Source organism: Maridesulfovibrio salexigens DSM 2638, assembly GCF_000023445.1.
In the GTDB taxonomy this organism is placed as follows: Bacteria; Desulfobacterota; Desulfovibrionia; order Desulfovibrionales; family Desulfovibrionaceae; genus Maridesulfovibrio; species Maridesulfovibrio salexigens.
On sequence record NC_012881.1, the window covers coordinates 2472501 to 2486069 of the forward strand.

Annotated in this window: 16 protein-coding genes; all 16 read right to left on the bottom strand. The window is 46.0% G+C overall.

What is annotated here, in order from left to right:
- Positions 1–713: 713 nt before the first annotated feature.
- Positions 714–1679, bottom strand: coding sequence for a PEGA domain-containing protein (locus DESAL_RS11305; protein ID WP_245543740.1), 966 nt, complete (start codon positions 1677–1679; stop codon positions 714–716).
- A 125-nt stretch (positions 1680–1804) separates the two neighbouring features.
- Entirely contained in the window at positions 1805–2155 is a 351-nt protein-coding gene (gene panD / locus DESAL_RS11310) for an aspartate 1-decarboxylase (protein WP_015852118.1), read from the bottom strand.
- A gap of 289 nt (positions 2156–2444) precedes the next feature.
- Positions 2445–2672: a MoaD/ThiS family protein gene (locus DESAL_RS11315; RefSeq protein ID WP_015852119.1), complete on the bottom strand. Its 228-nt coding sequence runs from the start codon at positions 2670–2672 to the stop codon at positions 2445–2447.
- A 156-nt stretch (positions 2673–2828) separates the two neighbouring features.
- Positions 2829–3749, bottom strand: a complete 921-nt coding sequence (locus DESAL_RS11320) for a manganese-dependent inorganic pyrophosphatase (protein ID WP_015852120.1) — start codon at positions 3747–3749, stop codon at positions 2829–2831.
- Positions 3750–3824: 75 nt separating this feature from the next.
- The gene (locus DESAL_RS11325; RefSeq protein WP_342626824.1) at positions 3825–4523 is read right to left on the bottom strand and encodes a PTS sugar transporter subunit IIC; all 699 of its coding nucleotides are present in this window, start codon (positions 4521–4523) and stop codon (positions 3825–3827) included.
- Positions 4524–4536: 13 nt separating this feature from the next.
- A complete protein-coding gene (locus tag DESAL_RS11330) occupies positions 4537–4998 on the bottom strand; it encodes a PTS sugar transporter subunit IIB (RefSeq protein WP_015852122.1) in 462 nt (153 codons plus the stop codon).
- A 2-nt stretch (positions 4999–5000) separates the two neighbouring features.
- Positions 5001–5429: a PTS sugar transporter subunit IIA gene (locus DESAL_RS11335; protein WP_015852123.1), complete on the bottom strand. Its 429-nt coding sequence runs from the start codon at positions 5427–5429 to the stop codon at positions 5001–5003.
- A gap of 28 nt (positions 5430–5457) precedes the next feature.
- Positions 5458–6339 carry an RNase adapter RapZ gene (gene rapZ, locus DESAL_RS11340; RefSeq protein ID WP_015852124.1) on the bottom strand — a complete coding sequence of 294 codons (882 nt, stop codon included), beginning with the start codon at positions 6337–6339 and terminating at the stop codon, positions 5458–5460.
- Between the two features lie 94 nt (positions 6340–6433).
- On the bottom strand, positions 6434–6883 hold the full coding sequence (locus DESAL_RS11345) for a PTS sugar transporter subunit IIA (protein WP_015852125.1): 450 nt from the start codon (positions 6881–6883) through the stop codon (positions 6434–6436).
- A gap of 3 nt (positions 6884–6886) precedes the next feature.
- Complete coding sequence (gene hpf / locus DESAL_RS11350) at positions 6887–7423, bottom strand: ribosome hibernation-promoting factor, HPF/YfiA family (protein WP_015852126.1); 537 nt, start codon at positions 7421–7423, stop codon at positions 6887–6889.
- 51 nt (positions 7424–7474) lie between these two features.
- Entirely contained in the window at positions 7475–8890 is a 1416-nt protein-coding gene (gene rpoN / locus DESAL_RS11355; RefSeq protein WP_015852127.1) for an RNA polymerase factor sigma-54, read from the bottom strand.
- Positions 8891–9212: 322 nt separating this feature from the next.
- Positions 9213–9935 (bottom strand): LPS export ABC transporter ATP-binding protein, encoded by a 723-nt coding sequence (gene lptB, locus DESAL_RS11360; protein ID WP_015852128.1) that lies wholly within the window; start codon positions 9933–9935, stop codon positions 9213–9215.
- Positions 9936–9952: 17 nt separating this feature from the next.
- Positions 9953–11578: an LPS ABC transporter substrate-binding protein LptA gene (locus tag DESAL_RS11365; protein ID WP_015852129.1), complete on the bottom strand. Its 1626-nt coding sequence runs from the start codon at positions 11576–11578 to the stop codon at positions 9953–9955.
- A 14-nt stretch (positions 11579–11592) separates the two neighbouring features.
- Positions 11593–12183, bottom strand: coding sequence for an LPS export ABC transporter periplasmic protein LptC (lptC, locus tag DESAL_RS11370; RefSeq protein WP_015852130.1), 591 nt, complete (start codon positions 12181–12183; stop codon positions 11593–11595).
- Complete coding sequence (locus tag DESAL_RS11375) at positions 12184–12705, bottom strand: KdsC family phosphatase (protein WP_015852131.1); 522 nt, start codon at positions 12703–12705, stop codon at positions 12184–12186.
- Positions 12695–13507 carry a 3-deoxy-8-phosphooctulonate synthase gene (gene kdsA / locus DESAL_RS11380; RefSeq protein ID WP_015852132.1) on the bottom strand — a complete coding sequence of 271 codons (813 nt, stop codon included), beginning with the start codon at positions 13505–13507 and terminating at the stop codon, positions 12695–12697. Before kdsA ends, DESAL_RS11375 begins: the two co-directional genes overlap by 11 nt.
- Positions 13508–13569: the final 62 nt, after the last annotated feature.

The following is a 13569-nucleotide window of genomic DNA, read 5'->3' on the forward strand; positions in this document are numbered from 1 at the left end:
GTTCCGTCGGTGCGTTGGGAAATCTAGAGAATCGCAGCCCGCTTGTCAATCACTTTTTTAAGAAAGTTTGTTGCGCTCTCGCGCTTGCCTTCTGCGAGTCTGCCGACGGCCTTAAACCCTTTTGAAAAAGGGTTTAAGAATCCCAAAACTTTTTAGTACGCTTCGCTCTGCCCCGAACTCATTAAGGTAGGTTTCGTCCAGAATACCCGCTCTCCCAAATGTGTTCTAAAAATCGATCCGAAGCTCTTAGTTTTGAGTCTCAAACTTTCATTTAGTTAATGATCTTAGCACCTTGCTTTCACTCAGTGCGAGAGGCAAACTATTCAAACTTGCCGTCTTTGTCAATCATTAATTTCGATGTTCTCACAAAATATTTTTTCAATGATCTCAGTGCTTTGCTTTCGCTCAGCGCGGATTGGGAAACTATGTAATCCCGTTCCGAATGTCAACCGCTAATGCCCGGTTAGTCAAAAAAAATCTCAACGCGCTTGTGACTTCCAGCCGTTGCTGCGTCGAGAAGAACTATCTATGGAATACTTAGCTCTGCGTCAACTGGTTTTTAAATTATTTATGATATATTCGAGTCTTTATTCCTAAGAATGGCTCAGTGAAGCGGATTACATCTATATTAAATATTCCTGCAATAAAAAAGGGCAGAGCATCTGCTCTGCCCTTCTGCCCTCGAGTATATCTACATTCCTTACAAACTACTTTTAATCGTTAGTGATCATATCTAAAACTTCCAAAGCCTGAGCAGGATTAACACTCACACCAGCCTTAACTTTGGTCGACGATGACTTCTTTGTATAGTTATTACCATCCCATCCCTCACTGGACGATCCTCCCTTAGCTGTTACACCACCATGTATGGTTGGCGCAGCCATAGCTCCAGCCTTAACAGCATCCTTCAAAAAGGTATCGGAGTTCATTGTAGCAGGCTGCGAAGTTTTAACCCCACTACCGTCATCGGTAATCATTGATGTAGATGCGCCATTTCCAAGAATATCCCACTTGCCTTCACCCACTCTGCTAGCCTTAGCGTCATATGTAGAAGTTTGCCCGTGAGATGTCATCTTCAATATAAATGCTCGGGTTGGAGCATCATATCCCGGTAAGACAGATCCAACCTTTACATCATACTTGATACCAGTCTGCGCATTTGTCCAATTAAAATTTGTCCCGGACTTCATACTTTCCAGTATATAACTAATCTGGGCACGATCAGTGGTTGTGAGACTCTGAATATCCGGTGCAGTTGATCCGGTCATTTCATATTGAGCTTGGGCAGTTAAAGAGACAAGACGGACAGATACCGCCGAAGGAGACAAAATATATGCATCTCCGGTCTCTTCCTGTGAATCAATGGAATTGACTCCCTGCATCACTCCCCATGCAGTCTTATCCCCTCCACTGCCAACGACCATAGAAGACGACTGCATGCCTTGCGAAACAGCTTTCATCATGACCTTTTCCTGCTGGTAAACACGTTTGATGATAACATCCTGCTGCCGATACTGATCTTTCTTCAACGTAAGTATGTGATCGGCATTGCGGGGAAGATCGACTGTACATGGAGAAGTACACGCAACTTTACCATCAGCATAGACTGTAGCGCCCATGGGATTAGTAGAAACAGGTATAGACTGGGTCTTAACCACCGGAGCGCAACCAGACGCCAAAATTAGACTGCAAAATATTACTAGAAATCTTTTTTTCATTCGATCCTCCCTTCTGCTGCCTTCTCTATACATAATATATGGGAATAAAAAAAGGCGCGGTTTACCGCGCCTTTTTAATAGAGCTATTAAGCTTTCTTTACCTTGTTCCCGTCACCAAGAAGGACAACCTTAGGCTTGTGGAGCCCAAGTTCATCTTCATCCAGCCACGTGTAGGTACAGATAATAATCTTCTGCCCGGCTTCGCCCTTATGGGCGGCTGCACCGTTCAGACAAAACTCACCAGGACCGCCTTCAATAGCGTAAGTGGTAAGTCTTTCCCCGTTATCGACATTCAAAACATCGACTCGTTCAAAGGGAAGAATTCCTGCTTTTTCAAGCAGATCCACATCAATTGAAATAGAACCTTCGTAATCGACATTAGCGTCGGTGATGGTTGCTCTGTGAATTTTCGACTTCAAAAGGCATCTACTGCCCATAGTTTCCTCCTTCAGGAGTATTTAATTTTCCTGAACGGATATGCCGATACCACGAGCCCAATCGATTATCAATATAATAAATTTTACACTGATTTTCTTTAGAATATAGGCGCTAAAAAATAAAAAAGGCCGAACTAGATCCGGCCATCAAAAAATACATTTAAAAAAAAATGTTAACAGAAGCACTTACGCCGCACAAACGGCTGATGCTTAAAGAGCTGTCAGCAAGAAGCTTAGCATCAATGTCCGCACAATAAACTTCATGTATAGCCGCCCCGTTAAGAAGAAATCAGCCACCGCCGACTGCAGGGAAAACACCGACCCTGTCGCCATCCTGAAGAACTGCGTCAAACTTAGAGGACTTGCCGTTAATGAAAACGATCTTTACCTCATCAATTGGAATCCCGACCCTTTCAAGAACATCTGTAACCGTTTCACCTTCAGAAATCGGATATGCTTCAGAATTTTCAGGGCTTTTCACAGCAAAAGTAGCGTAACAAAGCAAAGTAATTTTCATAAAACCCCATATTTAATGCCCACAGGCAGTTGAATAATATAGGAACCGTAAAAAAATTAATACGGGAAATCAACCTCAACAAGGCCACAGCGAGCCAAATAAAAAAGTCCGGCAGGACTTAACCTGCCGGACTTACAGAAGCGATGTAGACTTAACTTATGCGGAGAAAGCTTTCTCGAAGTTAGGTACAACCTGCTTTTTGCGGGACATTACGCCTTCGAGGTATACTTTGGTACCTTCGGGAGCAACGCCGAATGCTTTTTCAACAACGGAAGGATCATCGGAAACGATAAGCATTTCGGAACCTTCTTTCATGATGTCGGTAAGCAGCAGGAAACAGCTGTGACGGCCGTCAGCTTTAACTTTTTCAAGTTCAGCGTAGAGGTCATCTTTGATGTCGTTGAATACGGACAGGTCAACAACTTCGAGCTGGCCGATGCCAACTTTGTTGCCGGACATGTCGAAATCTTTGTAGTCACGGAAGATCAGTTCGTTCATGGAAGCACCTGCAACAGCAGACTTCACGTTGAACATTTCCATTCCGAGAGCCATAACGTCTTCAACACCAGCAATTTTAGCCAGTTCTGCAACAGCTTCTTTGTCAGCTTCGGTGCAGGTTACGGACTTGAACATAACGGTGTCGGAGAGGATAGCACAGAGAAGTACACCAGCAATGTTTTTGGGGATTTCTACATTGTAGAACTTGTACATTGCGTTGATAACGGTACCGGTACAACCTACAGGCCATACCCACATTTCGAGGGGGTTGGGGGTAGTAACATCACCAAGTTTGTGGTGGTCAACTACTGCTACAACTTCACCCTTATCAAGGTTGTCCATGGACTGAGCAAGGTCAGAGTGGTCAACGAGGATAACTTTCTGATCGGTAGCGTCGGTCATTACTTCGGGAGCAGCGCAACCGAATTTTTCCAGAACAAAAGCGGTTTCAGGAGCGATCTCGCCCTGTGCAACAGCTTTGGTTTCTTCTTTTGCTTTAGACCAGAGGTCAGCAATTGCGATTGCGGATGCAATGGTATCGGTATCGGGGTTTTTGTGTCCTACTGCGATAATAGCCATAATGATTTCCTCCTAAGAAATATGGTAGCTAATTGAGCTTGTGTCTTCTATCACAATCTTTTTTGTCTGCCAAGCTTATATAATCCCGGCAAGGATAAAAAAGCCGAATAAGACCACTCCGAAGACAAAAGTGGCATAGGCTTTCCGCAATCTGAGGGCCAATAGGCCTCCAAGACTTGCTGCAATCCATAGAAAAGACCATTTCATATCCACACCGGCGACCAACGGCCCCCATTTGTGAAAAAATATACAAAGGATATAATGAAGGATTATGGTGCTTGTCCAGAAAAAAAGCCACGAAGTGACAAAAGTTCTTAAAATAGATCGAAAAACCAGCTTTTGCGGGAGTTGATCGCCAGCTTTTCCCTTACGTGCCCAACCGATAAGCTTATTATGCCCCCTATTATGCCACTGCCTTAATGAATAATCCATCCACGCACCGATGCGTGCCAGAGGCAGACACGCCAGCAGGATAACCATAACCTGTCGCGCTTCAGTAAACGCAAAAGAAGTGGTTAACGCTAACGCAGCAAATGTAGGAGCCAAAATATGGGGAGGAATATAGGTTCCGGCCGGGATATTATCCAACCAGAACAACTCAAAAAAGACCGCAATCTTAAGACTGGTAGCCACATCTCCGGTTACAGCACCCCAAAGAGCACCTACCACGAGCGGCCGTTCAAGAAGACCGGGATTTATTGTGAAACGGAAAAGCGAAAAAATCGCAAAAAAAAACCGATCAGTGCAACCCAGATGGGAAAGGATAAAGCTAATCCTTGAAACAGACTCATGAGAACCTCACCTGTACAGGATCATTAGGAACGCAGCGAAAATCCAGTTCTATACCCTGTCCTCTGAAATAATGAAGACAGGACTCATCATCCGAACTTAAAGCCACGCTGGGGGAAATCTGTTTTTTACCGGGACCATAATGGATATTGCCGATATTAACCGAGCTAAAAATAAAACCGGAATCCAAAGCCCTACGCACATCGGCACAGGACGAGAACAGAATGATGGTACTACCGTTACCGTTGGTAAAAGCAGGGATCATTTCATTCAAATCATCTACCGAGCAAAAAGAGCAGCTCACCGATTGCGGAATTGCCAACGACATGATCTGCTGTTGCAAATCATCCCGGGCAACAGCATCGTTAGCCACGATTATATGTTTTGCGTGGGTGTACGGCAGCCATGTTTCAATAATCTGCCCATGAACAAGACGGTTATCAATTCTCACCCACATCATGGCTACCCTTTGGAAGTTCGTTTTCGCAGCATTTCGCCGGCAATTACAATGCCTTTAGCCGCCGCCTTGCTGACCTCTTCGGCCATCTTCTGCAAAGACTCGTTACGCATCTGAAAAGCTTTCAGAAGCATGGGCAGGCTGACCCCGGTAACAACCTCAATATCATCTCCCTGCAGCAGGGAAAGACTAAGGTTAGTGGGTGTTCCACCAAACATATCGGTAAGAATAAGAACTCCGTTCCCGTTTTTCACTTCGGCAATATTGCTTTTCAATGAGTCCACTGCTGCATCGATGCCCTGAGAAACATCGACACTGAGAGAGATCACTCCCTCCTGAGGACCGACAATAAGTTCACCCGCTTCAATAAGCGCCTGTCCGAAGTTACCATGGGTAACGAGAACAATTCCGTTTTTACTAGATTCTATGACCATCTAAATTCCCGATATATTCTACAAAAAACTATTTCAAATGAATGTGCTTATGTTCAAGAGAGACAGAATAACCATTATCTTTAAGAGTTGCAAATACCCTTTCTGCCGTGGCAACGGAGCGATGTCGTCCTCCGGTACAGCCTAAAGCAATGGTCAGCCTGTATCTTCCTTCCTCCTCGTAAAGAGGAAGGACATATTGAAGGAAATCGAGATATTTCTCAATAAAAATTGAACCTGGTTCGGTACCTAAAACGTAATCTGAAATCGCTTTATCCTGACCGGAAAGGGGGCGGAGTTCTTCTTCAAAATATGGATTGGGAAGAAAACGAAGATCCATCACCATATCGGCCGCAGTAGGCACGTCATGCTTAAAGCCGAATGACATAACATGCACTCGCAGCCCGCGAGTCTTTTCGCTAAGCTCTGCCCATTTTTCCTGAATCCGGCGGCGCAGATCGTGAATGGAATAGGTGGTGGTATCAATAACAAGATCGGCCTGCTGGCGCACCTCGCCGAGAATTTCCCTCTCTTTCTCAAGAGCCTGCTCTAAACCGATATCACGAGACTCAAGGGGATGCAGGCGGCGTGTAGTAGCGTATCTGCGCACAAGCTCCGGCAAACGCGCTTCAAGGTAAAGGATACTTGGGCGATAACCTTTGGAAGTCAATTCTTCGCGTGTGGCTTCCCAGTCAACACTGAACTCAAGCTGTCGTAAATCCATACCCAGCACCAGTCCGCGATATGCATTGTCACGAGTGTTAAAAAGCTCAACCAGGCGCGGAAGCATGCTCGCAGGCAATCCGTCCACACAAAAAAAACGCAGATCCTCAAAGACCCTTAGAACGGTAGATTTACCGGCTCCGGAAAGACCGCTCACAACAATCACAGGAAAGGAATCTACATCGACCACCCCAATATCCTCCTTGCGCAATAGCCTACAAACAAAATTAGCAATGACCCGAGTTCATTGCTAATCTGATTTTTATAATTTGAAAATGCCGATTCTAGTTGAGACCGAGAAGTTTAAGCAACTCCTGCTTGTCACCTGTATCTATAAATGCCTGCCGGAATGCTTCATCTTTAAGTTGCCGGGAAATCTGCGCCAAGACCTTCAAATGAGCACCGGCCCCCTGTTCGGGGGCCAGTACCATAAAGAATATCTTACATGGCTGCATGTCCAGAGATTCAAAGTCGACCCCCTCACTGGATCGGCCGACTACGACGACAATCTCTTCAAGACATTCCAGTTTACCGTGGGGGATGGCTATGCCATCCCCGATTCCGGTTGTTCCAAGTTTTTCACGATCATTAAGGACCTTAAGGGCATTTTCCACATCCACTTCCAGACCTGCGTCCTTGAGGGTGGAAACCAATTCTTTCAGAACTTCACTCTTATCAGAGGCCTGCAGTTCATGAATAACAAGGTCCTTTGCCAGATTATCAGTTATATTCATCAGTTAGTATCCTGGGTCAATTAAACCGAAGTCGCCATTATTGCGGCGGTAGATTACGTTTATGGCTTCATTATCCGCATTGCGGAATACGAGGAATTCGTGGTCGAGAGTCTGAAGCTGTTCTGCAGCTTCATCAACACTCATCGGCTTGGGAACAAAGGAGTCAGACTCCACAATTACAGGTTCCCTGTACTCTTCCTCACCGTAGCTGAGAATATCCATGCGGGCAGGAGCTGCCTCCTTGCGCCTGTGACTTCTCATCTTCTCATTTGCGCGGCGAAGCTGTGCTTCGAGCTTGTCCAGAACCATATCCACGGTGGAATACATGTCCTCGGACACTTCGTAAGCTGAGACATGCATATGATCAGAGCTGAAAACAACTTCCGCAACATGCCTGAACTTATCCACTGACAGATTCACCTGCATATCAGTGTTATCAGGATTGCTTACGTACTTTACCAACTTGGAGAAACGGCTGTTTGCATATTCCTTAAGATGTTCGGATGCGTCGAAGTTCTTAAAAGTAAATGCTACGTTCATAAGGAGCCTCCTTAGTAAAGGGTGAATATGCTTTAATTTCTCCGGACTACATTAGAATACCTTTTTCCTCTTGGATGAGGAGAGAATTCCCATTGCAGTCCTGTACTTGGCTACGGTCCTTCTGGCTATATTGACTTCCAGTTTCTCTTTGAGAATCTCAGCTATCTTTTCATCGCTGAGTGGTTTCTTTCCGTCTTCTTCACCGATCAATTTCTTGATCGTCGCCTTGACGGACTCGGAACCGACCTGAGAACCGTCATCCAGACCGAGCGCACTATTGAAAAAGAATTTCAGTTCATAAATTCCATGCGGAGTAGAAACATACTTATTAGTAGTGATTCGGCTCACAGTGGATTCATGCATCTCGATGTCTTCCGCAACCTCCTTAAGAATAAGCGGTTTTAACTTGGTGACACCGTGGGCGAAAAACTCGCGCTGAAACCTCACTATGGATTCAAGAACCTTATATAAGGTGCGTTGCCGCTGATACAGGCTCTTCATCAGCCATTGTGCGGAACGCATCTTGTCTTGAAAATATTCCTTGTCATCTCCCTTGGTTGACTCAAGAGTCTCCACATAAAATGCATTCATTTGCAATTTAGGAAGACCGTCTTCGTTCAGAACTATGACAAAATCACCGTCATATTCATAAACATAAGCATCAGGGCTGACATAGAAAGAGTCTCCACTTGAAAAACTTGCTCCGGGTAGTGGATCAAGTGTCTGCATCAAGTCCAGATAACTCTTTAAATCCTCCATGCTGAGCTTGAACTTTCTTGCCAGAGGCTTGTAGCGCTTCTTTTCAAGATCATCTAAATGATCCCGGACCAGCGAAACCAGAATTGGATCATCGTCAAGCTTCAATGCTTCCAGCTGAATTAGCAGACATTCCTGCGGAGTCCTTGCCGCTACGCCTACCGGATCGAACCGCTGAATGCGATGCAATACCTTTTCTACATCTTCGATTTCAGCATAGCATGTTTCACAGACATCTTCCAAGTCTATCCGTAAAAAACCTCCCGAACTTAAATTACCTATAAGACATTCGCCTATGGCGATATCCTTCTCAGTAAAATCGGAAAGGCTCATCTGCCAATGCAGATGCCCTTCAAGGGATGCCGACTTGGTCAGGCGGGCTTCAAAGGAAGTGCCTTCTTCATAAGATTCCGACTCGCGGGAAGCTGATTGCTTTGATGTACTGGAGAATTCACCGAGATAGTTCTCCCACTCGGCTTCCTTGGAAATTTGTGCTTCTTCGGCAGTAGCGGTGCCTGCGTCAGCATCAGGAGAATCCGTACGCTCCTGAGCTTCAGCTTCTTCAAGGATAGGATTCTCCATGAGTTCCTGATGGACGGTATCCACCAACTCCAATCGGGAAAGCTGCAACAACTTGATCGCCTGCTGCAGCTGAGGAGTCATTACCAGCTGTTGAGTAAGCTTTAATTGTTGTCTAAGTTCCAACCCCATATATTCAGGCCACCTTGTATATTAATCGTATATTTTCAGATTCAGATTTATTGCTACACTCTATACTGGACCAAACTTTTTTTTCATTCTTTTAATCCGAGCTTGATTCAACTATGCCACATCCCATTGCAAGATGCAATAAAGACCTCTGATTTATCTGAAATTTAAGGATTTTTTATAAAATAGAAGTGCATATGAAAAAAGTGTACCAATGTTCTGCCCGACTGTAAATCGACAAAGACAAAATTCATCAAACTTTACCCAAAAAAAGCCGAAACTCATAAGAGTTCCGGCTTGTAAAATCACATCTCAGCACACAAAGCTACAGACTAAAACTATCGCCTAGATAGAGCCTGCGGGCCTTGGTATTTTTCACGATATTCTCAGGTGAACCATTTAGAATAACCCTGCCCTCATAAACAAGGTAAGCCCGATCACAGATAGAAAGGGTCTCACGAACGTTATGGTCGGAAATTAAGATCCCCAGCCCCATATCCTTAAGCGTGGAAATAATATCCTGAATATCAATAACCGCGATCGGATCAATACCCGCAAACGGTTCATCAAGCAGAATAAATTTGGGATTGTTAATCATAGCCCGGGCAATCTCAAGCCTGCGTCGTTCACCACCTGAAAGGTACATTGCCTTCTGGTCAGCAAGACGAAGAATGCCGAGCTGATCCAAAAGCTCGTCCGCCCTTTTGGGCACATCCTTACCGGAAAGCCCAGTGTGCTCAATAATTATCTCAAGGTTCTTTCGCACGGAAAGTTTTTTAAAAATGGAACTTTCCTGCGGTAAATAGCTGAGCCCCAAACGGGCCCGCTCATGCAAAGGCAGCCGTGTAATCTGCTGCTTATTAAAATAGACATCACCTGACGTAGGTTTAACAACACCTACGAGCATATAAAATGTTGTAGTCTTACCGGCCCCGTTCGGACCAAGTAACCCCACAACCTCACCCTCGCGCACGGTCAAACCGATTCCACGGACAACTTCTTTAGGTCCGTAGTTCTTAACCAGTTTTTTGGCGATAATTGCAGACATAAAATTCCTTTAATGACCTAAGGGGATACATTTTTAGGGGTATAGAAAATAGCCTCGATAGGCTTATTACCACCAACAACCTCTGCACGGTTATCCTTCAGGTAAAACTTAATTTCATCACCCTGAATAAGGTTGGGGCCATCCTGCAGTTCTGCATTACCATTCATATAAATGATTGAATCACCCACCACATAGGTCAGTTTGTCGCAATGCCCTTTGCGTTTCTTCATAACTACTTTCACGTTGCCGGCAGCCACGATCTTCTTGATCTTATCCTGAGTATCGGAAAGAGAATCACCTTCAGGACGCAAATGAGCGGTCAAAGTATCAGAAGTAAGAGTTACATCAAGACGTACAACCTTAACTTTACCGGAAAAAGTAATCCGGTTGCGATTCTCACTGAAAGTCATCTTGGTAGACGTAATCTTAATGGGCACTTCGTCCGGTCCACCGGGCTTACGCTTCTTGCTCGGCTTTTCCTTTTCTACAACAGGAGCTTCAGCCTTAAGATAAGTACCGAAAACATACCCTACACGTTTCAGCTCGTTATCCTTACCCGGCTTGAAAACAGGATACCATTTTCCTTCACCCTGCCCCACGCTCACAGCTTCTCCAAGCTCCAGCTTATCAACAATCAAAGACTTGGCATCAGGTTCGGAACGGACATTAAGCACGGCAGTCGCATACATGGTTTTAGTTTTGACAGGAGCCATCAGCATTTCATCCATGGCTTCTTCCATGGCTGCAAGCTCACTTCCCCGCTTAACTTCCGCCTTTGCCTTGCGCACCTCTTCAGCTTCAATCTCAGCTTTTCGTGCGTCTATCCCGGCCATCTGTTCTTTTTCCAGATTCTTGGGATAAGGGGCAAGAAACGGTCCCCATGCATAACCCCACACAGGGGTATCGTCTTTGACCATGGTATCAATGCGGTAAAGGGCGTACATACCACCCTTCTCAGCTCCAACCTGTGCGCGATGTCCGGGACTGAGCACACCTACAGCCTTTGAAGTGGCCACAGGTTTTTCTATCACATTGATTTTACGTACTGCGTAACGAATACGGGCATCATCAAGAACAATGTCCACATCATCCTTTTTGATGTAACCAAGCGCATCAGCCTCGGAATACACCGGAGCGTCAGCTTTGAAAATTGCATACCAGCCGTCTTTAAGAAATCCGACCTTGATTTTATCGCCGGACTTGATCATCCCACCGGTTGAAGACTTAACCGTACGCTCAAGATAAAATTTCAAATCTTTGCCGACATAACGAATATCACCCCAATCCGCCAAAGGACTGTCCTCTGCAGCGGGAACAACAACCTTGCGAGAGATATATCCCACTGGGGCAGCACTCTTTTCCGCAGAAGCAGGATACACCGGAAACCAGCTGCCCTGAGCTTTGCCCACCAGAAAACTTTCCGCCGGAGAAAGAACCCAGACTACCTCGCCTTTAAGGTCCGGCTTGGACCGTACGTTGGCAATTGTCCGAGTAATTTTCAACTCAGATTTGTCATAGGCATGGGCAACAGGCCCAACCAAAGCAAAGGCAAAGAAAAATACCGCACAGACAATGGCGGGAGAAAGCAGCGCAAATATGGACCTGCCACGCAACAATGAACTTTTTTCAACTATATTATTCAAATGAATGCTCGCTTCTATTGAGGCATTACCACCATGTCCGGTGAAATAAGGGCTTCCATTCCGTCTTCAATCATAATTTCACGGGTAACAAGGTCCACCTTGACCCGTTTGGAAGTAATATAAACAGTAGGACTCTGCACCTTTACATTCCCTTCGAGGAAAAGCAGGTTGTCCTTGGGTTTAAAATCAAGGCGGTCAGCCACAAGCCCCATGTCACCGTAATGTCCTTTGACATCATCCCAGAGCTTAAGACCTTCTCCCTTCTGGCTGACTTCACCATGCAAAGCACTGACAAAAACTTCCTTGCGGTCCCGGCCAAGATAATATGTAACCCGGGGCTTGTCAGCAATGACCAGTCCTTTCTCCTGATCATAATCAGCACTTCCGGCCCGCAGAATCCACTCAATATCACCACCGGTACCCTGAATCAGCTCAATCTCCTCAGCGGAAATATCAGACTGGTTCTTATTGGAAAGAAGCGGATTCTCCACAACCTCACGGGCCATATGCGGAAAAGTACCGTACTTCTTACCAAGCAGGGTTCCGGCACTGACTCCGAGAGACAAGGCCAGAATAAAATATAAAACTAAGCCGACACGGCCCATCTAGCCTGCCCACTCTTTCCAGATGTCATTCAACTTGCCCTGTGCGTCAAGAATAAAAGAAATAGCTTCACGCACAGCGCCATGTCCGCCATCCCGGTTGGAAATCCATTTGGATATGCCGAAAATCTCAGGCTGAGCATTTTTCACTGCCATAGGTAAACCCACACGGAGCATTACCGGGACGTCAATCCAATCATCGCCGACATAGGCGACTTCCTCGTCTTTGAGTCCTTTTTCCTTAAGCAGTTTCTCGTAAAAAGGAAGTTTTTCCTTCTGTCCCGGATAATATTCGGTAATTCCAAGCTCGGTAACACGCTTTTCAACGGCACCGTGATTCAATCCGGTAATTACCGCCAGCTCGATACCTGCCTGCTGCGCGAACTTGATGCCAAGGCCGTCCTGCACGTTAAAACGCTTAGTTACGTTTCCGTCTTTATCATAATAAAGACCGCCGTCAGTAAGTACGCCATCCACATCAAGGATGAGCAGCTTAATTTTTTCAGCACGAACTTTAGCAGACATAATCGACGCTCCATGCAGCCAGAAGGTCCTTGATCAGATCTTCTGCACGGTCAAGAGGCCAGCTGTTGGGACCATCGCAAAGAGCGCAATCAGGGTCCGGATGAGTTTCCATAAAAACACCTGAAGCCCCTGCAGCCACAGCCGCACGGGAAAGCACAGGTACAAACTCACGCTGACCGCCGGACTTACCGCCCAGACCGCCGGGAAGCTGTACAGAATGGGTGGCATCAAAAACCACCGGACAGCCCAGTTCTTTCATAATCGCCATCGAACGCATGTCCACTACGAGATTATTGTAGCCGAAGGATGCACCACGCTCAGTCAGCCAGATACGTTCATTGCCAGCTTCACGCAATTTGCCCACAACATGGCGCATGTCATGGGGTGCAAGAAACTGTCCCTTCTTGACGTTGATAACCCGCCCTGTATTGGCGGCGGCGACAAGAAGGTCTGTCTGGCGGCAGAGAAATGCGGGAATCTGGATCACGTCAGCCACTTCACCTACAGGTGCGGCCTGATCCGGGGTATGAATGTCGGTAACAACGGGAAGTCCGGTTTCATCCTTAACCCGCTGCAACCATTTAAGCCCTTCCTCCAAGCCGGGTCCCCTGAAAGAAGTAATGGAGGTCCGGTTAGCCTTGTCGAAAGAGCTTTTGAAAATTACCGTCACATCAAGACGGGAAGCAATGTCAGCCAATACTTCTGCAGCACGCAGGGCGACATCTATGGTTTCCAGTGCGCAAGGTCCCGCCAGAATAAACGGTTCCTGCAAACTTTTTTGATATAATTCATCGGGGCTCAAAAGGGACTGCCCTCCAATTATAAGATTGCCCGGAGACACTGCATACCAGTATCCCCGGGCAA

Excerpts from the sequence above, each read along its gene's own strand:
- panD (WP_015852118.1), bottom strand. The coding sequence starts at position 2,155 with ATGGGCAGTAGATGCCTTTTGAAGTCGAAAATTCACAGAGCAACCATC.
- DESAL_RS11315 (WP_015852119.1), bottom strand. The coding sequence starts at position 2,672 with ATGAAAATTACTTTGCTTTGTTACGCTACTTTTGCTGTGAAAAGCCCT.
- DESAL_RS11320 (WP_015852120.1), bottom strand. The coding sequence starts at position 3,749 with ATGGCTATTATCGCAGTAGGACACAAAAACCCCGATACCGATACCATT.
- DESAL_RS11330 (WP_015852122.1), bottom strand. The coding sequence starts at position 4,998 with ATGATGTGGGTGAGAATTGATAACCGTCTTGTTCATGGGCAGATTATT.
- DESAL_RS11335 (WP_015852123.1), bottom strand. The coding sequence starts at position 5,429 with ATGGTCATAGAATCTAGTAAAAACGGAATTGTTCTCGTTACCCATGGT.
- DESAL_RS11345 (WP_015852125.1), bottom strand. The coding sequence starts at position 6,883 with ATGAATATAACTGATAATCTGGCAAAGGACCTTGTTATTCATGAACTG.
- hpf (WP_015852126.1), bottom strand. The coding sequence starts at position 7,423 with ATGAACGTAGCATTTACTTTTAAGAACTTCGACGCATCCGAACATCTT.
- rpoN (WP_015852127.1), bottom strand. The coding sequence starts at position 8,890 with ATGGGGTTGGAACTTAGACAACAATTAAAGCTTACTCAACAGCTGGTA.
- lptB (WP_015852128.1), bottom strand. The coding sequence starts at position 9,935 with ATGTCTGCAATTATCGCCAAAAAACTGGTTAAGAACTACGGACCTAAA.
- lptC (WP_015852130.1), bottom strand. The coding sequence starts at position 12,183 with ATGGGCCGTGTCGGCTTAGTTTTATATTTTATTCTGGCCTTGTCTCTC.
- DESAL_RS11375 (WP_015852131.1), bottom strand. The coding sequence starts at position 12,705 with ATGTCTGCTAAAGTTCGTGCTGAAAAAATTAAGCTGCTCATCCTTGAT.